The 21,810-nt window shown below is 62.2% G+C and carries 23 protein-coding genes; 14 read left to right on the forward strand and 9 right to left on the reverse strand.

Translation table 11 applies throughout. From position 1 onward, the window contains the following. Positions 1–47 precede the first annotated feature (47 nt). Positions 48–872 carry a serine O-acetyltransferase gene (gene cysE / locus ACP7AL_RS09750; protein WP_425990990.1) on the forward strand — a complete coding sequence of 275 codons (825 nt, stop codon included), beginning with the start codon at positions 48–50 and terminating at the stop codon, positions 870–872. 100 nt (positions 873–972) lie between these two features. After that, positions 973–1,191: a DUF3126 family protein gene (locus ACP7AL_RS09755; RefSeq protein WP_006021247.1), complete on the forward strand. Its 219-nt coding sequence runs from the start codon at positions 973–975 to the stop codon at positions 1,189–1,191. 7 nt (positions 1,192–1,198) lie between these two features. Here the strand turns inward: ACP7AL_RS09755 and ACP7AL_RS09760 are convergent, their stop codons facing one another. After that, the gene (locus ACP7AL_RS09760) at positions 1,199–1,912 is read right to left on the reverse strand and encodes a hypothetical protein (protein WP_425990991.1); all 714 of its coding nucleotides are present in this window, start codon (positions 1,910–1,912) and stop codon (positions 1,199–1,201) included. A 283-nt stretch (positions 1,913–2,195) separates the two neighbouring features. Between ACP7AL_RS09760 and ACP7AL_RS09765 the strand changes: the two genes are divergently transcribed. The 3 genes from ACP7AL_RS09765 (at position 2,196) to ACP7AL_RS09775 (ending at position 4,168) form a co-directional block, all read left to right on the forward strand. After that, entirely contained in the window at positions 2,196–2,525 is a 330-nt protein-coding gene (locus ACP7AL_RS09765) for a DUF6949 family protein (protein ID WP_006021245.1), read from the forward strand. 103 nt (positions 2,526–2,628) lie between these two features. Continuing rightward, a complete protein-coding gene (locus ACP7AL_RS09770) occupies positions 2,629–3,159 on the forward strand; it encodes a gamma carbonic anhydrase family protein (RefSeq protein WP_425990993.1) in 531 nt (176 codons plus the stop codon). Positions 3,160–3,355: 196 nt separating this feature from the next. Continuing rightward, a complete protein-coding gene (locus ACP7AL_RS09775; protein WP_425990995.1) occupies positions 3,356–4,168 on the forward strand; it encodes a methyltransferase domain-containing protein in 813 nt (270 codons plus the stop codon). Between the two features lie 780 nt (positions 4,169–4,948). On the opposite strand, the gene ACP7AL_RS09780 is transcribed toward ACP7AL_RS09775, so the two are convergent. The 3 genes from ACP7AL_RS09780 to ACP7AL_RS09790 form a co-directional block, all read right to left on the reverse strand. Continuing rightward, positions 4,949–5,569, reverse strand: a complete 621-nt coding sequence (locus tag ACP7AL_RS09780; protein WP_425990997.1) for a transglutaminase-like cysteine peptidase — start codon at positions 5,567–5,569, stop codon at positions 4,949–4,951. 332 nt (positions 5,570–5,901) lie between these two features. Further along, a complete protein-coding gene (locus ACP7AL_RS09785; RefSeq protein WP_425990999.1) occupies positions 5,902–6,516 on the reverse strand; it encodes a PilZ domain-containing protein in 615 nt (204 codons plus the stop codon). Between the two features lie 88 nt (positions 6,517–6,604). Next, entirely contained in the window at positions 6,605–7,171 is a 567-nt protein-coding gene (locus tag ACP7AL_RS09790; protein WP_425991001.1) for a PAS domain-containing protein, read from the reverse strand. 529 nt (positions 7,172–7,700) lie between these two features. On the opposite strand from ACP7AL_RS09790, the gene ACP7AL_RS09795 reads away from it, so the two are divergent. Both ACP7AL_RS09795 and ACP7AL_RS09800 read left to right on the forward strand, forming a co-directional pair. After that, the gene (locus ACP7AL_RS09795) at positions 7,701–8,420 is read left to right on the forward strand and encodes a rhomboid family intramembrane serine protease (protein WP_041712767.1); all 720 of its coding nucleotides are present in this window, start codon (positions 7,701–7,703) and stop codon (positions 8,418–8,420) included. A gap of 216 nt (positions 8,421–8,636) precedes the next feature. Continuing rightward, positions 8,637–9,065 carry a CBS domain-containing protein gene (locus ACP7AL_RS09800; RefSeq protein ID WP_006021236.1) on the forward strand — a complete coding sequence of 143 codons (429 nt, stop codon included), beginning with the start codon at positions 8,637–8,639 and terminating at the stop codon, positions 9,063–9,065. Positions 9,066–9,187: 122 nt separating this feature from the next. Here ACP7AL_RS09800 and ACP7AL_RS09805 read toward each other — a convergent pair whose 3' ends face one another. Then, complete coding sequence (locus tag ACP7AL_RS09805) at positions 9,188–10,228, reverse strand: patatin-like phospholipase family protein (RefSeq protein ID WP_425991004.1); 1,041 nt, start codon at positions 10,226–10,228, stop codon at positions 9,188–9,190. A 239-nt stretch (positions 10,229–10,467) separates the two neighbouring features. On the opposite strand from ACP7AL_RS09805, the gene ACP7AL_RS09810 reads away from it, so the two are divergent. Continuing rightward, on the forward strand, positions 10,468–11,553 hold the full coding sequence (locus ACP7AL_RS09810) for a hypothetical protein (protein ID WP_425991006.1): 1,086 nt from the start codon (positions 10,468–10,470) through the stop codon (positions 11,551–11,553). A 180-nt stretch (positions 11,554–11,733) separates the two neighbouring features. Next, positions 11,734–14,205: a putative bifunctional diguanylate cyclase/phosphodiesterase gene (locus ACP7AL_RS09815; protein ID WP_425991008.1), complete on the forward strand. Its 2,472-nt coding sequence runs from the start codon at positions 11,734–11,736 to the stop codon at positions 14,203–14,205. Between the two features lie 97 nt (positions 14,206–14,302). Here ACP7AL_RS09815 and ACP7AL_RS09820 read toward each other — a convergent pair whose 3' ends face one another. Both ACP7AL_RS09820 and thrS read right to left on the reverse strand, forming a co-directional pair. Continuing rightward, on the reverse strand, positions 14,303–14,866 hold the full coding sequence (locus tag ACP7AL_RS09820) for a nitroreductase family protein (RefSeq protein WP_425991010.1): 564 nt from the start codon (positions 14,864–14,866) through the stop codon (positions 14,303–14,305). A gap of 120 nt (positions 14,867–14,986) precedes the next feature. Further along, complete coding sequence (gene thrS, locus ACP7AL_RS09825) at positions 14,987–17,023, reverse strand: threonine--tRNA ligase (protein ID WP_425991012.1); 2,037 nt, start codon at positions 17,021–17,023, stop codon at positions 14,987–14,989. Positions 17,024–17,233: 210 nt separating this feature from the next. On the opposite strand from thrS, the gene ACP7AL_RS09830 reads away from it, so the two are divergent. After that, positions 17,234–18,337: an MFS transporter gene (locus ACP7AL_RS09830; protein ID WP_425991669.1), complete on the forward strand. Its 1,104-nt coding sequence runs from the start codon at positions 17,234–17,236 to the stop codon at positions 18,335–18,337. Here ACP7AL_RS09830 and yidD read toward each other — a convergent pair. Further along, positions 18,326–18,679: a membrane protein insertion efficiency factor YidD gene (yidD, locus tag ACP7AL_RS09835; protein WP_006021229.1), complete on the reverse strand. Its 354-nt coding sequence runs from the start codon at positions 18,677–18,679 to the stop codon at positions 18,326–18,328. The genes ACP7AL_RS09830 and yidD overlap by 12 nt on opposite strands. Here yidD and ACP7AL_RS09840 point away from each other — a divergent pair. After that, entirely contained in the window at positions 18,671–18,907 is a 237-nt protein-coding gene (locus ACP7AL_RS09840; protein ID WP_425991015.1) for a hypothetical protein, read from the forward strand. The genes yidD and ACP7AL_RS09840 overlap by 9 nt on opposite strands. Positions 18,908–18,930: 23 nt before the next feature. Then, positions 18,931–19,938 carry a hypothetical protein gene (locus ACP7AL_RS09845; protein ID WP_425991016.1) on the forward strand — a complete coding sequence of 336 codons (1,008 nt, stop codon included), beginning with the start codon at positions 18,931–18,933 and terminating at the stop codon, positions 19,936–19,938. Between the two features lie 5 nt (positions 19,939–19,943). Here the strand turns inward: ACP7AL_RS09845 and ACP7AL_RS09850 are convergent, their stop codons facing one another. Continuing rightward, positions 19,944–20,396 carry an iron-sulfur cluster assembly scaffold protein gene (locus ACP7AL_RS09850; protein WP_041712301.1) on the reverse strand — a complete coding sequence of 151 codons (453 nt, stop codon included), beginning with the start codon at positions 20,394–20,396 and terminating at the stop codon, positions 19,944–19,946. 267 nt (positions 20,397–20,663) lie between these two features. Here ACP7AL_RS09850 and folE point away from each other — a divergent pair, with 267 nt between their 5' ends. Together folE and hisI are read left to right on the forward strand one after the other, a co-directional pair. Next, complete coding sequence (gene folE / locus ACP7AL_RS09855) at positions 20,664–21,332, forward strand: GTP cyclohydrolase I FolE (protein WP_024574946.1); 669 nt, start codon at positions 20,664–20,666, stop codon at positions 21,330–21,332. Between the two features lie 46 nt (positions 21,333–21,378). After that, positions 21,379–21,807 (forward strand): phosphoribosyl-AMP cyclohydrolase, encoded by a 429-nt coding sequence (gene hisI, locus ACP7AL_RS09860; RefSeq protein WP_425991017.1) that lies wholly within the window; start codon positions 21,379–21,381, stop codon positions 21,805–21,807. Positions 21,808–21,810 lie beyond the last annotated feature (3 nt).

Consider the following 21,810-nt stretch of genomic DNA (forward strand, 5'->3'; position numbering starts at 1 on the left):
ATTATGTGGTAATATCTCCTCAACGCTCATCAGCCGGACCCTTGATCATGGCCAAGCCTCAACTTGATACAAAGTCGGCCCTTTCGACCGTCGATCCGGTCTGGACCCGCATCCGTGCCGAGGCTGAAGAGATTGTTCAGCGCGAGCCGGAACTCGCGACCTTCATCTATTCAACCGTGCTGCATCACGACCAGCTCGAGGATGCGGTGGTGCATCGTATCGCCGAGCGTCTCGATCATTCGGCGCTGTCCGGCGACCTGATCCGTCAGGCCTACAATGATGCACTCGAGGCCGAGCCTGATCTCGGCAACGCATTCCGTGCAGATCTCGTTGCAGTGTTCGATCGCGATCCGGCGACATCGCGCTTCATCGATCCGCTGCTCTACTTCAAGGGCTTCCATGCCCTTCAGGCGCATCGTCTCGCGCACTGGCTCTACAACAACAGCCGCAAGGATTTCGCCTATTACATCCAGAGCCGCGCGTCGGCGGAATTCCAGACCGACATCAATCCGGCTGCGAAGATCGGCCGCGGCATCTTCCTCGATCACGCCACCGGCCTTGTGGTCGGCGAGACCGCGGTGATCGAAGACAACGTGTCGATCCTGCATGGTGTCACTCTCGGCGGCACCGGCAAGGAGAACGAGGATCGTCATCCGAAAATCCGCCACGGCGTGATGATCGGCGCGGGCGCCAAGATCCTCGGCAACATCGAGATCGGACATTGCGCGCGCATCGCGGCGGGTTCGGTGGTGGTGAAGCCGGTTCCGAACAACGTCACCGTTGCGGGCGTGCCGGCGAAGATCGTCGGCGAGGCCGGATGCGCCGAGCCGTCGCGCACCATGAACCAGATGCTCAACGCCTTCGGCAACTGATCCAAGCTGGTTGCGATTTATCGCGGCGCAGGCCTAGCGGTCTGCGCCGGATCGTTTTAAAGCTATCGCCAACAATCATTGTTCAGTTGGAGAAACGCCCGTGGACGTTACGGAAGTCAGAAAGCTCGACGCCTATCTCAAGCGGCTGTTCGGCAATCAGAAAATTCGCGTCGTGCCGCGCCCGAAGAAGGACGACTCGGCCGAGGTCTATATCGGCGAGGAGTTCATCGGCGTGCTGTTCGTCGATGACGAGGACGATGATCGGTCCTACCAGTTCCAGATGGCGATCCTCGAAACCGATATCGAGGAAGAGGTCTGATCACGCGCTAGCCGTGCGGCTTGCGCATCCTGATGATGATCTGATCCATCGCGCCCGCAACGTCGCGCCATTTCGACAGCCAGCCGCGCGGAAAGCGGAACGTCAAATCTGCTCCTTCGATACGGCGCTCGGCAAGACACATGCCGGGCGTTTTCGCATCGCGGGTGCAGCGCGCGATGATCTGGGGCGATGAGGCGTAAACCAGATCCTCGTTCGCATAAGGCGTGTTGTCGCGGAACGGCCGGATACTCAGCCCGTCCTGAATGCTTCCGGCATTCTGATCGAGATAGCGCGGGTAGATCGTCCGCGTCCGCTCGTCCGGCGAGAGCGCATCGTGATGTGCCGCGATCGACAGGAAGATGCGGTCGATCTCCGGCAGATTGTCCTCGACCGTTTCCGCGCTCACAGGCTGACGCGCCTCGGGCGCTTCAAGCGACGGATAGGCGAAGTTGAGATCGACGCGTTCCTGCGGGCCGGTCCGCTTCTGCACCTTCACGCGGATCGCCTGGGTGGGCACGTTGAACAGCGTGTTGCCGATGCTGATCGGCAGGCGCGACGGATCGCCGGCCTTCTCGACACCCCAGGTCGGCCACAGCAGATAAGCCACCACTCCGACCGCGCAGGCGCCGATCACACCCATGATCAGGAACGGCACAAAGTGTCCGCGCTGGGCGCGCCGCGCGGGAGCCGGTCGGGGCGTTGCCGAAGAATACAGAGCCATGAGCAGAAGACAGACGTTCCAGGAGGTGGCTCGCCATGCGAGCGCCGAATCGCGGCGATTATGCCATGCGCCGGGTGATTTCCTCCCGGGTTCCGTGCGGGCGGACCCTGTCCGAGCCATGCGTCCGGGGCCGAACGCCACCGCGCTGTTAACCTTTCTTTAAGGATAAAGTAGCGGGCACGGCGGCATTTTGCGAAGCCTAGGGACGAGCCAGCCGGCACTGCGGATCGCATGACACCGGTGTGTGCATCGAATTGTTCTCGTGCGTTGTGAGTCCCGACGGATGTCGCCTGAAGCCCTCAATTCCTTCTTCGCCATTTTCATTGGATTTGCGCTTGCGGGGGCGCTGACCAGCGGCTTTCAGGCTTTCATGGAAAAGCCCCCCGGTTTCGGATTGCTGATGCAGGAGGCGAGCGCGAAGGCTTTCGCCGCCGTCCCGTTTCTGGTGTTCGCGGCACCCTTCATCATCATGCGCAATACCGTGCGTGGCCGCACGATCGAAGGCCGACGGGTTCAGTTCGTCGCGATGGCCACCGTCATCGCCGGATTTTGGAGCATGATGTCCGGCACGTTCGTCCTGATGCTGCTGGAAACCGCCGGCATCATCGCCTGATTTCCAGCCGTTCCCACACTCGCCAGACCCTGTTTATTCGTGGCATGGTCGCTCCGGATTTTCCGCGCTCGATCTGAAGCGCGTTACTGGAGACGACAAGAGAATGGCGATCTACGAGCTTGACGGGCGCGCGCCCGAACTTCCTGCCGACGGACAATACTTCATCGCCGAGACCGCGACGGTGATCGGCAACGTGCGCCTGAAGACCAACGCCAGCGTCTGGTTCGGCTCGGTGCTGCGCGGTGACAACGAACTGATCGAGATCGGCGAAGGCTCCAATGTGCAGGACAACTGCACCTTTCACACCGATCCCGGATTTCCGCTGACCATCGGCAGGAACTGCACCATCGGCCACAACGTCATCCTGCACGGCTGCACCATCGAGGATGGCGCACTGATCGGCATGGGCGCGATCATCATGAACGGTGCGCGCATCGGCAAGGGCTGCATCGTGGGCGCGGGGTCTGTGATTACCGAAGGCAAGACATTCGAGGATCGTGCGCTCGTGATCGGCGCACCGGCACGTGCGATCAGGACACTGACGCCGGAGCAGGTCACCGCCATGACCTACGGCGCGGCGCACTACGTGCACAACGGCAAGCGCTTCAAGGCCGGTCTGAAGAAGATCGGGTGAGGATGCGCGGCTGCAGGAGCTGATGCCCATAACTTCAGCACGGTGAGCTGCGCGATCTCCCGACGGCGCTGAACCATTGCGGGACCGGATCGAAGAATATCGGTGAGCAGAGGCGCTGTTTGCGCTATAAGCACCGGCATTCTTTTACGGCGATTGATTTTTGCAGTTGTTCTTCAACCGTTGCCGCGGGGGTGCAATGCATTCAGCTTTCAAGGAATTTGAGCATGACGCCTGGCAGACCGTTGTCGATGACTATGACGCCTCGTTCAGCCGTCTCACCCAACAGTCGATACCTGCGATCCTCGACATTTTGCAGGTGAAGCCGGGCACGACCTTGCTGGATGTCGCGTGCGGGCCGGGCTATCTCGCCGCCGCCGCGCAGCGGCTGGGCGCCAAAGCGAGCGGTATCGATTTCTCCGCGCCGATGGTGGAGCGGGCGCGCGCATTTCATCCGGATATTGCTTTTACGGAGGGCGATGCTGAGAGTCTGGAGTCCTATGCCGACAACAGCTTCGATGCCGTCGCGATGCTCTTCGGCATCCTGCATCTGGACCGGCCAGAAAATGCGCTGAAGGCCATGCACCGGGTATTGAAACCGGGCGGCAGGCTGGCGTTCACGGCGTGGGGGGCCCAGCCAACAGTGCCCGGATTTGCCATTCCCATACAGGCGATCCAGTTGCTGGGCGACCCCGATGTCCAGCTTCCTCCCGGTCCGCCGTTCTTTTACTACAGCGACCCGGCCAACTGCCGCGATGCGCTGACCCGGTGCGGCTATCGCGACATCGGCACCAAGGTCGTCGATCAAACGTGGGTCTTCAATTCTCCGGACGAATTCTTTCAGGCGCTTCTCAAGGGGACTGCGCGCACGGGCGGCATGCTCAAGCTGCAATCGCCCGGACGGCTGGCGTCGATCAAGGCCGACATCTGCACGTCGGCGAGTGCTTATCTCAACGACGGGAAGGTCGTTTTGCCGATGCCTGCACATCTGGTCTGGGCGATCAAGCCCTGAACGCTACGAGTTACGGCCGGGACTCGCGGGTTGTCCGGCTTTTCGTTTCTGCGCGGCGCGCGCGGTATCATCGCGCATCAGGCCTTTTGCATCCGCCACAAGCTTTGCGGCCGTGCGCCTGCTCGCGCATTTGAGGACGCTTTGCTCCTCCGACTGAACGATAAAATCTCGTCCGTCCCTGATGATCGCGTATCGCACCATGTGGCCGATCCCCGTGTTCACCGTCGCTTGTAGAGAAAAAAGCGCGCGCCGTCGGCAAACATGTGGCGTTATACCCGGCGCCGTGGCCGATGGTTTCCGGATGATTAAGCGAAACGAACAGCGCGCTCATTCTCGCAATGTTCGGAGCGGTCCACGCCGTCCGGCTCGTTCTGGAACTCCACCCCAGAGGATTGGACTAAAAGCTGAGCAAGACGCGCTGCCTTTCGCGCGCGGAGCGATTATATTGAAGTTGTTGTCAACAACCGAAAGGAGGTGGTCCAGTGTCTATAACCAAGCGCTGTCACCTCGCTGAGGCCGCCCGCTAAGCCATCATGGCTTCGGACAGGGCGGTCTTTCCGCCTGGTTCAGCGAGATCAGGGAAGGGCGCGTCGGGAAACCCGGCGCGCCCTTTCTGTTTGGCGCGGTGGTTCCAGCAAAAAGTTGCGGCCAGCCTTGGGGGAGGCTGGCCGCGCACGATCCGGTCTGGGACGGGGAGGGGTGGGGATACGACCGGAGCGTGGATTCCTATGACTTCAAGTATTCATTTTTGAGCATGACGTTTCGATCATGCTCCAAATCTCAGCGTGAACTTGCGGTGGCGACGGCTGGACGCGAGTCTCCGAGCGACACCCAGGCCTGCGCATCGGTCTGCGACTGACGCTTGACGAAGCGGTACCCAGTCTCGGTCCACGACACGACTTCCTCGTTCTGGTTGTCGAGGATGAACTCGCCCTTGTCGGACTTGACGGTCAGCACCGCGTGGCCTTCGCCCTTCTTGTCGCGCACCACCGTGATCAGCAGCGCTTCGCGCGGCCATCCGGCGTCGATCAGCATCTTGCGCTTGAGCAGGACATAGTCCTCGCAGTCGCCATATCCGTCGGTGGGATACGACCACTTCTCGATGACGCCCCAGTGATCCATGTCGGTCATCGGCTTGATAGTCTCGTTGACCCAGCGATTGACCCGCAGCAGATCTTTCCACGCCGCCTGCGTCATCACGATGTCGCGGGCCTGCGTCGCACCGCCCCGGCAATCACCGGGATTCTCGGCGCAGAATTCGACCCAGCCGATCGGCGCACGTGTGGTGTCGCCCAGGCTGGCATAAAGTACGCGTTCGCCTGCGGCATGCGCCGCAACCGTCATCCCCAACAGGCTGGCGGCAACCGCCAGGCCGACTCCCCGTCCACGAATTGAAAACATTGTGGCCCCCGTTTTTCTTGTTGGGACCACTTTTCACACAAAGGATTTTCGCCGCGGCTAAGTCGTCGAAGTACAATTGAGACGAATACAAGTAAAAGCTGCGGATAATTCGATCTATACTTGAATAAAATGAGCCTAAAATTTTAAATACTTGGATTTGATTCAAATTTTATCTATCTGCGACCAGGTAATTGATATTGCTGATGATTTTGATGTGGTGCGGGCGCGCCACGGGGCGGCCCGGCAAGCGCCCAAATGCTTCAGGGCGATACCCGGATGTGGGGTATCGCCCTGAGATGGCTCAAAATCAGAGATTTGGTAACCGCAGCGCTTTACTCAGCGCTTACGTTGTCTTCGACAGTCTCCGGAAGCTGCGCGTGAACGAACTCGATCGCGAAGCCTTCCTCGAGGTGGCGGACGACCCGGGCCTGCACACGGCCGAGGGTCACGGGTTCGCCGACCAGCGGCTTGATCTCGGCGGCAAGGGCCGCACCGGACAGTGAAAGGTCCATGATCCGGCAGGCGATGGCGCGGCCGTCGCCGAATTTGAGCACGGACATCGGATTGCGCGGCACGATACGGTCGTGGCGCCGGTCTTCCGGCAGGTTCAGGATCTGGCGGTTGGCAAGCCAGGTGAGCTGGGCGGCGAGCTTGTCGCGCTTGCGGGGCGTCGCGCCGACCGTCATCGCAAAGCCGTTGTCGAGCAGGCGGGTGATCTTGCCTTCGACGCGGCCGATATGATCGAGATAGGCCACCACGCGCTCACCGACATTGCCGATGCCGGGCGCCAGCATGGCGAGGCCGCCGGGAGACATATTGATGACCTGGCATGGAAATTCGCGCCGGTCCGCCAGCATGTAGCGGCCAAGCAAATGCACTTTCACGCGCTGAAAGCGTCGCCGCTCCTGAGCGGACGGACGGATCGATTGTCTTTGCACCAACGCCATCATCACACCGGTCGACCGGTTTTTCGGTATGATGAACCTTACGGCGTTCAGGGTTAACGATGTGTTAGTCCTAATGAATTGCGTTGGTTTAGCGCATGCCTTCGTACATGGTGAGGCCGCGGATCAGCGACCACTTCCGGAGCGCGCGCGGTCCGCGCCGGTCCTGCTTCAAATGACGCCATGATGTGAGGCTGAAGTCTTTCAGGCTGCCATAGGCCTGCAACTCCCCGACGGGACTGAGCGGCGCAAGCAGCCCGGTCATGCTGATCGGCGCGTGCGAACGGGCGCTGAACGGCAGCAGCAGCAGTTCGAGATGAATGCGCGTTCCATCCGGCGCCAGCGAGGTCGCGCCGGCGACGGTCGCCTGGGTTTCGTGGGCTACAATTCCGAGAATGTCCTGCATCTCTCCGCGATCGGCCTCACGGAACAGGCTGAGGAGGCTTCGCCCCTTCAGATCGGCGCCGAACAGGGCGCACATCCGGGTTCCAGCCACCCGGAACGGGTAGCCGGCGGAGGCATCGCAGGAGAGCACGAAAATGTCGCCAAGCAGATGCCGGACATGGCCGGGTTCCAGATCGCCCCGCTCGGGAGCGGCCGCGCCGGCGCGCTTCCTGTCCCAGTAGGCGTAGAATTCCTGGCTTGCTGGATGCTTCATGACCCGATTCCGCCCCGCTGACGACGATGGCGGGACAGATTTGTCCCGCTTTCAGGCGCCGCGAGGCCCCTTCTTGTTGTGCGGGACTTGAGGTGCAGCGTCCATGCCGGAGCGGGGATTTGGCTTTCTCCCAGCCGGATTTGCGTTGTTAAGATTAATTTAACTATGAGCTTCGTGGAAACGCGTAGGGCGGTTAGTGTCCAGCCACTCCAAGTTGCCGGTCTTCTCCAGGGATCGGCGGTTGTGAACTCAAGGTTGAATACAGGCGGCGGAAAGCGATCTGGTCATTGTACGGGGAGGGGTGGGGATACCCGGAGCGTGAAGCGCTCTTACCCGGACAGTCCGTACAGGAAGACCGGCGAGACCAGGGGAGGGCCTTCAAGCCCTCCCTTTTTCTTTTCCGGACCGGCCCTTGCGCTTGCACCGCACCGCCAAAGCCGCCTATCTCAGAAGCTGGCCCGCTTCGGACATTGTGCCCTTGAACTCTCCTGAATCGCCCCGCGAACCGATCCTGACCATTCCGTTCGGGATGACGGCTATTCTCGTCATCATGGCCGCGATCCATGGCGTGCGCGCCCTGCTGCCGCTCGCCACCGATCAGGAGGTGATCTGGACATTCGGCTTCGTGCCCGCGCGCTACGACGCATCGGTGCTGGCCGGGCAGTTTCCCGGCGGTGTCGGCGCCGAGATCTGGACATTCCTGACCTACGCCTTCCTGCATGCGGACATCACCCACATCGCATTCAACATGTTGTGGATGCTCCCGTTCGGCAGTGCGGTCGCGCGCCGGTTCGGCACGGTGCGGTTCTTTGCATTCTTCGCCGTGACCGCGATTGCCGGCGCGTTCGCGCATCTCGTGACGCATCAGCATGAGGTTGCGCCGATGATCGGTGCATCCGCCGCCGTGTCAGGCATGATGGCCGCGGCCATCCGCTTCGCCTTCCAGCACGGAAGCTTCCTGTCGTTCCGGCGCGGCGATGCGGAAGCTGCGGCGCGCGTACCCGCACTTTCGCTGGTGCGGTCGTTGCAGAACTCGAGTGTGCTCGGATTCCTCGCCGTCTGGTTCGGCCTCAATATCATCACGGGCCTCGGCGCGATCGCCATCGGCGCGTCGGCACAGAGCATCGCGTGGCAGGCGCATATCGGGGGCTTCATCGCCGGTCTGGTGTTGTTTTCATTGTTCGACCCGGTGCCGCGCGCGATTGTGCAGGACAACAATGCTGGCGTTTTGCCGCCTGCGTCAGACTGACCCGTGCCTGTTGCTTCTGGCTGACCTGCGCAATACCTGCAGTCTTGCGAGCAGGTGGTATTTGCTCCATCATCGCCATCGCCATCGCCATCGACGACGCCGGAGGCGCGAGAAACCAATCAGACGATACGTTGTTTGACTCGACAGCAGAATTGAAAGCCGCGCCGCGCATGACGTCAACGCGCAATCCCGCGGCCGGAGTTTCGGGAGGCTATAATGACGGTTCGGGCAATTCTGGGTACCAAAGGCCACCAGGTGATCAGCGTGTCGCCGGAAACCAAGCTTTCGGCGGCGATCAAGATTCTCTCCGAGCGCCGCATCGGTGCCGTCCTGGTGATGAGCGGCCAGAAAATCGACGGCATCCTCTCAGAGCGCGACGTGGTGCGCGTGCTTGGCGAGCGCGGCGCAGGCGTTCTCGAAGAGCCGGTTCGCAGCGTGATGACGCCGAAGGTCATCACCTGCCGGGAAACCGACACTGTCGGCGCGATTATGGAAGTCATGACGTCCGGAAAATTCCGGCATCTGCCTGTGGTCGAGAACGACAGGATCGTCGGTCTGATTTCGATTGGCGACGTCGTGAAGTGGCGTGTCGCGGAATTCGAGCGCGAGCAGGAAGCGCTGCACGACTACATCAAGACGGCGTAGGTCATACGCGCTATCAGTCTGGCTGACGGAAGCACTTCGTCATTGCGAGGAGCGAAGCGACGAAGCAATCCATCTGATGTTATGACTGGATTGCTTCGCTTCGCTCGCAATGACGACAATCGTCAGGGCTGCGTCGGCTGCGCTGTGCCCGGCGTCTGGTTCGTTGTCGGCGAGAGCAGATTGATCGCTTCCTGAATCGATTCAATGTTGCGTTCGGCGGCGCGGGTGCCGTGAGCGATCACTTCTTCGGCGCGATGAAAGTCGAACCATCCGATCTTGCCGACGCGCGGCGAGATCAGAACATCCGGCGGGTCGCCCGCGAGGCGCGAGCGCGTGATGCGATCCTGCATGATGTTGAAGGCCTCCACCATCACCGTCGAAATTCCCGGACGTCCGGCGCTGCCGAAGAATTCGCGCTTCACGGTTTTTTCGGCCGAGAAGAATTTTCCGAACCCGCGTTTCTCCGGCGCGGCCGGCTCAATTGGCGGCTCGGGCTCGGCATCGGCCCTGCCGTGCGCGGAGATGATGGTTCCGTGTCCGAACACGTCGGTCGAGACATTGCAGGCGATGACGATTTCCGCGCCGAGCGCGCGCGCCGCCGACACTGGCACCGGATTGACCAGCGCGCCGTCCACCAGCCAGCGATCGCCGATCAGAACCGGCTCGAAAATGCCGGGCAGGGCGTAGGACGCGCGCACCGCATCGACCAGCTTTCCGTTGGTGATCCAGATTTCGTGGCCCGTATTCACCTCGGTGGAAACCGCAGCGAACTTCAGCGGCAGTTCGTCGATGTAGGTGGCGCCGAACGATGCTTCGAGCTGGGCCGCGAGCTTGCTGCCGCCGATCAGGCCGGAGCCGTTGAGCCGGATGTCGAGATAGCTGAAGATATTGCGCGGCATCAGGCCCCTGGCCCAGGTCTCCAGCGTGTCGAGGTGTCCTGCGGCATAGGAGCCGCCGACAACGGCGCCGATGGACGTTCCGACCACGATGTCCGGGACAATTCCGTGAGCGAGAAGTGTTCGCAGAATGCCGATATGAGCGAACCCGCGTGCTGCGCCGCCGCCGAGCGCGAGCCCGATCGTCGGCTTTCTGATGACTGGCGCTCCCAGCTCCATCTTGTTCCTTGCGCCGTTCTGTCGAAATCCAATCAAACTCTCAAGCAACGCATGTCTCCTGGGGGCTGATAACAGCGAATCGGTCGCCTTTGACCGGATTCGGCCATCAGAACGCGAAATGGGTGTGATTGTGTCGGGGACACGCGTCTCGCGTAATCAGGAAATGTGACTGTAGCGCGGCCTGTCCTCGCGCAGAAGGCGTTATTCTCCCCAAGGGAGCCCCGGAAGGGTAGTCAAGCACGTTGTCAGGCTTGAATTTGCCTCGTTTTCGGTGAAAAACCTCCGCCATGACAGCCCCCGGACACCGCCGCAGGATAGCCGTGCGCGCCGCGCGCACCGGCTCGCCTGATGTTTTGCGTCGTTACGCACTGGCATCGGTGTGCGGGCTGGCGTGGCTGGTGGTGCTCGTCGCTCCGCAGCCCGCGGCTGCTCAGTTCATTGGCGATGCGCCGCCCCCAATTCCTCCGGCCAATGTTCCCATCGCGCCCACGCCGTCGGGGCCGGCGATCAGTCTTGCGCCGCCGTCCGGCCCCGCCGCGACGCCGGGATTGCCGGCAACCCTCACTCAGCCGCCGGTCACCACGGCCGCCCCGCCGCAGCCCGCGGCGACGCCCTCGCAAGGCGTGCTCGCATTGAATGCGCGGTTCGGAAAAGACCTGCCCGCCGTCAGCAGCGGTGTGATCTGGCGCGTCTATTCCGACAAGCCGGACGCCAGCGGCGCTTTCCAGCTTGTCCGCGAAGATCGCAGCCCGACGCCGAACATCGTGCTCGCGCCCGGCGGATATGTCGTTCACGCCTCGCTCGGTCTGGTGAGCGCGGTCCGTCCGGTCACGCTGCGCAACGATACGGTGCGTGAGCAGTTCGATCTGCCCGCCGGCGGCCTGCGCATCGAGGGCCGCGTCGGCACCAGCAAGATCCCGCAGGGGCAGATCACGTTCTCGATCTACAAGGGCAGCCAGTTCGAAGTCGGCGAGCGTGCGCCGCTCGCGCAGAACGTCGCCGCGGGCGATGTGTTGCTGGTACCGGAGGGCACCTACTACATCATCTCGAACTACGGCGACGCGAACTCTGTGGTGCGTTCGGACATTCGCGTGCAGGCCGGCAAGTTGACCGATGTCACCGTGACCCATCGCGCGGCAGTCATCACGTTGAAGCTCGTGAGCGACAGGGGCGGCGAAGCGCTCGCCAACACCGCGTGGTCGGTCATCACGCCCGCCGGTGACGTCATCAAGGAATACAACGGCGCCTTTCCAAAGGTAATCCTTTCGGAAGGCGAATATCGCGTGATCGCGAAGAACGAAGGCAAGGTGTTCGAGCGCCCGTTCAACGTGAGCAACGGCGTCGACGGTGAAGTCGAAGTCGTTGCCCGGTAATGATGCTGTTGCAAAACCGTCATAGTCTCTAAGGCGCACTAACCATCAGACGACTTAGAACTTTCACAAATCACACATCCGCTGCATCGGACCGCATTGTTTACGCAGCATTAAGTGCGCCCGCATTGGATACCGGCCGCTGACACGACAGAAAGCCGTGTCGATGGGGTGGGGTGCGTTGTGGTTGCCATCGCGAAATCGAAGAAGACTTCAAATTCGGAACTGTTCAGCGACGTTTCAATTTTACGGCGCAAATGGCAGGCAGCCCTCAAGCCCGGAAGAAATCTGCCGTTCTTTGAAGACGTGATGCTCGGCAGCCTTGGCCGCCTGGCCGATCATGTCATGCTCATCAAGGATGAGACAGCGCAGTTCAGGGTTTCGCGCGCCGGCCGTTACGTCGAGCAATGGCTTGAGACTGAGGTCTGGGATACGGCGCTCGATGCGTTTCCACCCGACTGCGCGATGGTCCTGAGCGAGGCGGTGGCGAATGCACGGCGCAGCCGCCAGCCGCATCTGGCGGCGGCTCATTGCGTCCGCGACGGCCTTGTCCAGATTTACGACATTCTCGCGCTTCCGGTCGCCTCGCGCTGGGGCGGCACCATGACCAGCATCTACGTCAATCAGCGCGGCGCTCAGTACAGTCTGCTCGACGCAGTCTTCTCCGCCGCTGACGACGGTATCCTGTCGCTGGCGACAATCCGCGATGCGGATGGCCAGCCCGCGGATTTCCAGATCGTCCATCTCAATCAGGGTACGGCGCGCCTGCTCAAGCTGCCGCCGGGCGAATTGCGCTGGCACCGGCTGAGCGCCGGGACGCACGCTTTATGTTCGCCGCAGGTTTTCCAGCGGCTCTGCGCTGCCGTCAAAGGCGGGGTGAGTGAACAGTTTGAAGTGAGCGATCACGACAGCACGCTGAAGATCAGCGCAGCGCCGGTCGGCGATCTGCTGTCGCTGTCGCTGACCGATGTCACCGACCTCAAGCGCCGCGAACAGTCGTTCCGTCTGCTGTTCGACAGCAATCCGATGCCGATGTGGGTGTTCGACGTCGAAACCCGGAGATTCCGCAACGTGAACGACGCGGCCATCAGCCATTATGGCTATGACCGCGACCGGTTTCTCTCGATGGAATTGCAGGACCTCTGGCCCAGGGACGAATGGGAGGAGCATTCCCGCGCACTGGTCGGCGTCGGCGAGGTTTACAACTCGGGCCGCAACTGGCGGCATCTGAAAGCCGACGGCAGCGAGATCGAGGTGCTGACATTCGGGCGCCGCGTGTCGTTCGAGGGGCGTGACAGCTTTCTGGTCTCGGCGGTCGATATTACCGAGCGGCGCAAGGCGGAAGCCCGCATCGCCTATATGGCGCACCACGACGGACTGACGAATCTCGCCAACCGCGTGATGTTCCAGGAGCGCCTGCGGCACGATCTGGAGCGCAGCCGTCTGGTCAACAAATGCGTGGCTGTGCTCTGCATCGATCTCGACCTGTTCAAGAACGTCAACGATTCCTTCGGCCACCACACCGGTGACAAGCTGCTGACGCTGGTGGCCGAACGTCTTGCGGCGGATGCGCGCCAGGACAATCTGGTGGCCAGACTCGGGGGCGATGAGTTCGCGATGATCCTCGGGGGCGACCTGTCGCCGAACGAGGTCAGCGCGCGTGCGATCCAGATCATCGAGACCCTGAGCGAGCCTTATCAGATCGACGGCCTTGAAGCTGTGATCGGCGCCAGCATCGGAATCGCAATCTCTCCGGGCGACGGCGACACCGGCGAAGAACTGCTGCGCAACGCCGACATGGCGCTGTACCGCGCGAAGTCGGAAGGCGGCGGCGTGCATCGTTTCTTCGAGAAGGAAATGGACCGTCACGCGCAAATGCGCCGCGACATGGAGATCGACCTGCGGCGCGCGCTGGCGACCGGCGAATTCCAGCTTCACTATCAGCCGCTGGTCGATCTGGCGCAGGACCGCATCGTGGCATTCGAGGCGCTGCTGCGCTGGCATCATCCGGTGAAGGGGATGGTTTCGCCCGCCGACTTTATCCCCGTCGCCGAGGACATCGGCCTGATCGTTCCGCTCGGCGAGTGGGTGCTGCGCGAAGCCTGCATGCAGGCGGCGGCGTGGCCATCCGATATCAAGGTCGCCGTCAACCTGTCGCCTGCGCAATTCCGCAGCCGCAGCCTCACGCAGACCGTGTTCAGCGCGCTTGCGCAGTCGGGCCTGTCGCCGCTGCGGCTGGAGCTCGAAATCACCGAGTCCATCTTCCTGGCGGACAGCGAGGCCAATCTCGCGACGCTGCACCAGTTGCGCGATTTCGGCGTCCGCATCTCGATGGACGATTTCGGCACCGGCTATTCCAGCCTGAGTTACCTGCGCAGCTTTCCGTTCGACAAGATCAAGATCGATCGCTCATTCGTGCGCGACCTTGCGGAGCGGCCGGACTGCGCCGCCATCGTCAGGGCGATTTCGAGCCTTGGCCGCAGCCTCAACATTTCAACGACCGCCGAAGGCGTCGAGACGATGGATCAGCTCGACAGATTGCGCGATGAAGGTTGCACGGAAGTGCAGGGCTTCCTGTTCAGCGCCGCGCGTCCGGCGTCGGAGATCGCCGCACTGCTCGGGAAGTTCGGAGACCACGCGACAAAGGCGGCGTGAGAAAATTAACCCGCTCATTCCCGCGACCGCGGGAATCCAGCACTCGACAAGTCTGGGTCCCCGCTTTCGCGGGGACGAGCGGAACCGGAATCTTGTTCTAGAACCGTGTCACGATATCGCTGAGCGCTGGGCGGGGCCGGTCGTCGGTGGGCCGCTCGGACTTGCCGATGTGAATGAAGCCCGCGATCTTCTCGTCCTCGTTCAGGCCGAGTGCATTGAGCACATCGCGGTCGAACGCCATCCAGCCGGTCAGCCAGTTCGCGACATAGCCGAGGGCGTGCGCGGCATGGACGATGTTCATGGCGCTGGCGCCGGCCGACAGTTCCTGCTCCCACGGCGGCACCTTGGGATGCTTCGACGTCTTGCTCACCACGGCGATGACAAGCGGTGCGTGGGTAAACCGTTTCTTCTCGGTCTCGACCTGATCCGGCGTCGCGGTGACATTCTTGGCGCGGAACACTTTCGCGAAAATCTCGCCGGCCTTGGCGCGCGCATCGCCTTCGAACACGATGAAGCGCCATGGCACGATCTTGCCGTGATCTGGCACCCGCGCGCCGATGGTGAGAATGGTTTCAAGCTCGGCGGGCGAGGGGCCGGGGCCGGTCATCTCAAGCGGCTTGAGCGAGCGGCGTGTCTTCAGAAGATCGAGTGCATCGGGCATGTCGTATCCAGATTGAGCACGCACGGGGGCGTGCGTGCCGCTGATATCGGAAATTCAAACCGCGATAACAAGGCATGCAGTTTATGAGGCCTCTAAAGAAGAGAGGCCTCATAAATCCTGTCAGGCATTCGCGCGCTTCAGGTCCGGCGGCATTGCTTCATACGCCAGCGCATTGAGCGCCTCGTCGAGCGGAAGCACGGTCTGGCCTTCGCTGCCGAGGCGGCGGATCGAGACCATGCGGCCTTCGGCTTCCTTCTTGCCGACCACGAGCAGCGCGGGGACCTTCGCCAGCGAATGCTCGCGCACCTTGTAGTTAATCTTCTCGTTGCGAAGATCGATCTCGGTGCGCAGTCCGGCCTTGCGGCAAGCGGCAAGAACCTCGCGCGCATAGTCGTCGCCATCGGATGTGATGGTGGTGACGACCGCCTGCACCGGCGCGAGCCAGAGCGGGAAGTGACCGGCGAAGTGCTCGATCAGGATGCCGGTGAACCGCTCCAGCGATCCGCAGATGGCGCGGTGGACCATCACCGGCGTCACCTTGTTGGAGTGATCGTCGATATAGAATGCGCCGAACCGGCCCGGCAGGTTGAAGTCCACCTGCGTGGTGCCGCATTGCCATTCGCGGCCGATGGCGTCGCGCAGCACGTATTCGAATTTCGGCCCGTAGAACGCGCCTTCGCCGGGATTGATCGAGGTCTTGATCCGGTTGTGGCCTTGCGCGGCGATCTGCTCGAGCACTTTCGCCATCACCGTCTCGGCGTGATCCCACGCCTCGTCGGTGCCGACGCGCTTTTCAGGCCGCGTCGAGAGCTTCACCGTGAGTTCACCGACGAAGCCGAAGTCCTCGTAGGTCGACAGGATCAGGTCGTTGATCTTGAGGCACTCTTCCGCGAGCTGATCTTCGGTGCAGAACACGTGAGCGTCGTCCTGCGTGAAGCCGCGCACGCGCATCAGGCCGTGCATCGCGCCCGACGGCTCGTAACGATGCACGATGCCGAACTCGGCAAGCCGGATCGGCAGTTCGCGATAGCTCTTGAGGCCATGCTTGAAGATCAGCACGTGGCCGGGGCAGTTCATCGGCTTGATCGCGAACCAGCGCTTGTCTTCCGCCTCGTCGCCGGCCGACTGCGCCGCGAACATGTTCTCGCGATACCACTCCCAGTGGCCGGAGGTTTCCCACAGCGACTTGTCGAGCATCTGCGGCGCGTTCACTTCCTGATAGTCGCCCGCGAGCCGCCGGCGCATATAGGCGATGATCGCCTGAAACAGCGTCCAGCCCTTGGCGTGCCAGAACACCACGCCGGGGCCTTCTTCCTGGAAATGGAACAGGTCCATCTCGCGGCCGAGGCGTCGGTGGTCGCGCTTCTCGGCTTCCTCAAGCTGCTTGAGGTAAGCGTCGAGCTCTTCCTGCTTGGCGAACGCGGTGCCATAAATGCGCGTCAACATCGGATTGTTGCTGTCGCCGCGCCAGTACGCGCCCGCGACCTTCATCAGCTTGAAGGCGTTGCCGACCTTGCCGGTCGACGTCATGTGCGGGCCGCGGCAGAGATCGAACCATTCGCCCTGCTTGTAGATCTTCAGCGACTGGTCTTCCGGAATGGCGTCGACCAGTTCGATCTTGAAGGTCTCGCCCTTGTCGGCGAACACCTTCTTGGCGCGATCGCGCGACCACTCTTCCTTGGTGAAGGGCGCATCCTTGGCGATGATCTCGCGCATCTTCTTTTCGATAGCGGCGAAGTCTTCCGGCGTGAAAGGCTCGTTGCGGAAGAAGTCGTAATAGAAGCCGTTGTCGATCACAGGACCGATGGTGACCTGGGTGCCGGGCCACAGCGTCTGTACGGCTTCCGCCAGCACGTGCGCGGCGTCGTGCCGGATCAGCTCCAGCGCACGCGGATCATCGCGGTTGATGAATTCGATCTTTGCGTCACGCACGATCGGGTCGGCGAGGTCGGACACGACGCCGTCCAGCGCCATCGCGACGGTGCGCTTGGCCAGCGAGGGCGAGATGCCCTTGGCGATGTCGAGGCCGGTGGTGCCTTTGGGGAATTCGCGCTGCGCGCCGTCCGGGAAGGTGACCTTCACTTTGTCGGTCTCGACGGGCTTCAAGTTGGCGAGGCTGTACTTCAATCCGGGCGCGGAAGGGTCTTTATCGGTCATATCATTCTCCTGTGGCTCACTCCTGCGAACGGGCGCAGGTAAGCGGTGGAAAGCGTTTTATAGCAGCGGATTCGGCGGTGCAATCGCCCATTGAACTCGCTTTCTGCCGTCGGGCACGCGCGTCCGTGCAGCGCATGGCTTTCATGCAGTTGCATTAAACCGTTCGTGTGCTAACAACACGGCGTGAAACGCTTTGCACCCACAGCCTTGATGCTCGGCAATTTCGTCACCGGCGTGAGTATTCTCGCGCCGGCGGGGATGCTGCCGGAGCTGGCGCAGGAATTCGGCGTCTCGATTCATGAAGCGGGATTGCTCATCACCTTCGGCGCGCTGGTGCTGTGCATCGGCTCGCCGGTGTCGGCGTGGCTGACCAGCGCCTTCGACCGGCGGATATTGTTGTCCGTGACGGTGGCGATCATCGCCGCGGCGCAGTTCGCATCGATGGTTGCGCCGAACTACGCAACGCTCATGGCGGTGCGGCTGGTGATGCTGGCGGTCGCTGCGCTGTTCACGCCGCAGGCCGCGGGCACGGCGGCGATGATGGTGCCGCCGGAGCGGCGCGGCAGCACGATGTCGTATGTGTTTCTCGGCTGGTCGCTGGCGCTCGCGGTGGGGCTGCCGCTGATCGCCTATGTCGCGAGCCATATCGGATGGCGCGTTGCCTATACCGGCATCGGCATTATCGCGTTGCTCAATCTGGCGATGCTGGTCTGGCGGATTCCGGCCGGGCTTGTCGGCGCGCCGGTCGATCTCAAGACGTGGAGCGATATTGCGCGAAATCGGCTGATCGTGCTGTTGCTCCTTATCACGGTGCTACAGACGTCCGGGCAGTTCGTGGTGTTCACCTATCTCGGGCCGCTGTTCGCGAAACTCGGCGGCAGCGCTCAACTGGCGATCATCGCGTTCAGCATCTACGGCGTCATGGGTTTCATCGGCAACGTGATCGCCAGCCGTGTTGTCGATCGCTGGGGGCCCTATCGCACATCGCTGACCACGATCGCGCTGCTGCTGTTCGGAATTACTATGTGGGCGCTCGGCGCGGGCATCGTGCCGCTGATGCTGGCGTCGATGATTCCGTGGGGCACGGCGTTCTCATCGGCCAATTCGATGCAGCAGGTCCGGCTTGCCGCGGCGGCGCCGCTGTTCGCCAGCGCTACGGTGTCGCTGAACACCTCGGGGCTTTATATCGGTCAGGCCATCGGCTCGGGGATCGGCGGCTTCCTGTTCGCGCACGAAATGTATTATGCGATCGGCTATGTCGGCGTCGGCTTTCTCGTGCTGGCGCTGATCACGGTGTTTATCTCACGGCGGTGAACTGATTTCCGTGCCGTCGTTGACGCCGCGCCATCGCGCATAGCGCCACGGCAGATACCAGCGCGCATCGGCCTGCAAAGTGCCGGGCACGTTGTCGATCCCCGAAGTGCCCCATGGCTGACAGCGCAGCAGCCGCGCCAGCGTCATCCAGCCGCCCGCCCACAAGCCGAACCGCGCAATGGCTTCGTCGCCGTAGACTGAACAGGTCGGAAGATGACGGCAGTTGAAGCCGACCAGCGGCGAAAGCGTGTGACGATAAATCCAGATCATGCCGCGGCCAGCGTTGCGCGGCAGATTTTGAACCCCGCCGGCGCAATCGGGACATCGGGCCGAATGTTTCATCTCAATGTCTCGACGGATGTCTTTACAGCGTTGGACGATGTTCTGCCGTTCGTGGCGGATTTATCGGCGAGTGCCGGAAACGTCGCCACGCACATGATGAGTTCCCGCGCAGGGAACCGCAACACATTGTCTTTCGCGCCACAGTTCCACAATTATCGCACGATTTTGACTGCGCCGCAGCAAAAGTGGAATAGACGCGAATCCTTTGCGCAGATACGTTTTTCATAACGCCCGTGTGACAGGATTCGTCCTTGCGGGATGGGGCCGATGCCGTTGTCGATTGGGGCGGGGAAGGAACCACGTTGTTCGTCGTGAGGTCGCTACCATGGGGCGGCTGGGCGCGGCTTTGCGCCACTGCCGTTTTTCTCGCGCTGCCTGGCTCCGCCACGCTCGGCGGTACGGTTGGTGCTTCCGCCACTCTCGAAGAACGCAAGCTTCCGATGAATTTCAAATGGCACGCGGCGCAGCCCGCCTGCGCGCAGGATTGCGCCGGCTGGATCGGCGCGGTCGGCGTCATCACATCCGACACGCCCGCGAAGTTCGAGGAGTTCTCGAGCGGACGCGATCTCAAGGGGACCACGGTGGTTCTCGATTCCAGCGGCGGGTCGGTGCTCGATGCCATTTCGCTCGGACGGCGCTGGCGCGGTCTCGGTCTGCGCACCACCGTTGGCATCGTGATCGAAAAGGAAATCGCGGGTGCTGTCGCGCGCGACATCGTGCCGGATGCCTACTGCGAGTCGATGTGCGTGTTCCTGCTGCTGTCGGGCAAAACCCGCCATGTCCCCGAAGGCGCGCATGTGCGCGTGCATCAGATCTGGATGGGCGATCGCGCGGACGATGCGCGGGCTGCAAGTTATTCGGCGGACGATCTGATGATCGTCGAGCGCGATATCGGCCGTCTCGCGAAATACACCTTCGATATGGGCGGCACCGGTGACCTGCTGTCGCTGGCGCTCAGTGTCCCGCCGTGGGAGGCGTTGCATCGACTGTCGGCGGAGGAGTTGCGCCTGACCAATCTCGTGACGATGGATGCTGTTGCCGAAGTCAAGACGCCGTCTGACGATGTCGTGGGAAGCGTGAGCCCGAAGGCGCAGGACCGCGTTGTCAGCGCGCCGGTGGTTGTGAGCGCACCTGCTGTTGCCCCGGTGATCTCAGATATCTCCGACAAGAGCATGCGGCCGGTGCCTGCGGGGACCAAGACGGCCGAAGCCCATGCGCCGACCGGTGGCGCGGCGCCCGCGGCCACTGACCGGAAGTAATCCCGTCAGGTTTGTGCCGGGGCGAGGGCGGCCTTGGCTTCGATCTGGCCGACGGCGTCCACCACCGCATCGAACGTCAGCAGGGTCGAGGCGTGGCGCGCCTTGTAGTCGCGCACCGGCTCCAGCATGGCGACATCCGCCCATTTGCCTTGCGGCGGCGCACCGTTTTCCTTGAGCATCCTGCGCACGGTTTCGCGCAGCTCTCGCAGTTCGGCGGCGTTGGAGCCGATCACGTGGCGGGCCATGATCGAGGAGGAGGCCTGGCCCAGCGCGCAGGCCTTCACGTCGTGGGCAAAATCGCTCACCACGCCGTCCTGCATCTTCACGTCGACCTTGACGGTCGAGCCGCACAGCTTGGAATGAGCGGTGGCGGAGGCATCGGGGTCGGCGAGCCGTCCCAAACGCGGAATATTGCCCGCCAATTCGATGATTTTCTTGTTGTAGATGTCGTTCAGCATGGCGGTCGAATTTCGCTCTTGCATGAGACCCCTGCCGCCCCCCGCTCTTGGCGGTCGCGGCCCTGAGCCTATATAATGCCCATGATGCAGGAATAAACCGCCTGCATTTCAGCAATGCATGGAAATATAGACGGTTTTTCCTGTGATTTGCTGCAATCATGCAGGCTAGGCGTCCGGCGGCTGGGTATCGCTGCCGCGGCTGACCGGTGACACTCCGGCCCCTCCGTCGAGGTTACAACAGACCAGGGCCGGTCGAACGGAGACGAAATGGACGCGATCATCAAGCCGATCCGCACCGGCAAGCCGGCGGAAAAATCCGAAATTCCTGCTTCCGACTACATGGCGTCTGCCATTGACCCCGGTCTGGTGCGTCCATCCCGCAGCGAGGCCGAGGCGGCTGCAAAGACGCTTCTGGCTTACATCGGCGAGAACACCAGCCGCGAGGGCCTGCTCGACACGCCGCGCCGGATGATCGAAGCCTATGACGAACTGTTTCAGGGGTATGCCCAGTGCCCGGCGGAAATCCTCGACCGCACGTTCGGCGAGACGGCGGGTTACGACGATTTCGTGCTGATGCGCGATATCAATTTCCATTCGCACTGCGAGCACCATGTGATGCCGTTCTACGGCAAGGCGCACATCGCCTATGCCCCGGTGGATCGCGTGGTGGGCCTGTCGAAACTGGCGCGTCTCGTGGATGCTTTCGCGCATCGTCTTCAGACCCAGGAGCATCTCACCGCGCAGGTCGCCGGTGCGATCAACGCCATCCTGAAGCCTCGCGGCGTCGCGGTGGTGATGGAAGCCGAGCACACCTGTATGTCGGTGCGCGGCATCGCCAAGGCGGGGACGAAGACCCTGACGTCGCGCTTCACCGGCGTGTTTCAGGACAATCCTGAAGAACAGGCCCGTTTTCTCAACATGGTCCGTGGCGTATAAGCCTTCGAACGAAGGCGTCCGCGCCTTCCTTTGAAAAGGTAACGCCGTGACTTCATCACACACACACTCGCATGACGTCGAGGAAGGGCTGGCGTTTCAGCCAAAATTCGACGCGTCCGGTCTCGTGACCTGCGTGGCAACCGACGCCGGCAACGGCGACGTGCTGATGGTCGCGCACATGAACGACGAGGCGCTGCGCAAGACGGTCGCGACCGGTGAGGCCTGGTACTACAGCCGTTCGCGCAGGAAGCTCTGGAAGAAGGGCGAAAGCTCCGGCCATGTGCAGCGTGTCGTCGAGATGCGAATGGACTGCGATCAGGACGCGGTGTGGATCAAGGTCGAGCAGGCAGGGGCCGCGTGCCACACCGGCCGTCGCTCATGCTTCTACCGCGCCGTCACCGGTGAGGGTGGCGAGGCGAAGCTGACATTCGTCGACGCCGACAAGGTGTTCGATCCCGCCAAGGTCTATCGCTAGACC

Source organism: Afipia sp. DC4300-2b1 (assembly GCF_049895725.1).
In the GTDB taxonomy this organism is placed as follows: Bacteria; Pseudomonadota; Alphaproteobacteria; order Rhizobiales; family Xanthobacteraceae; genus Afipia; species Afipia broomeae.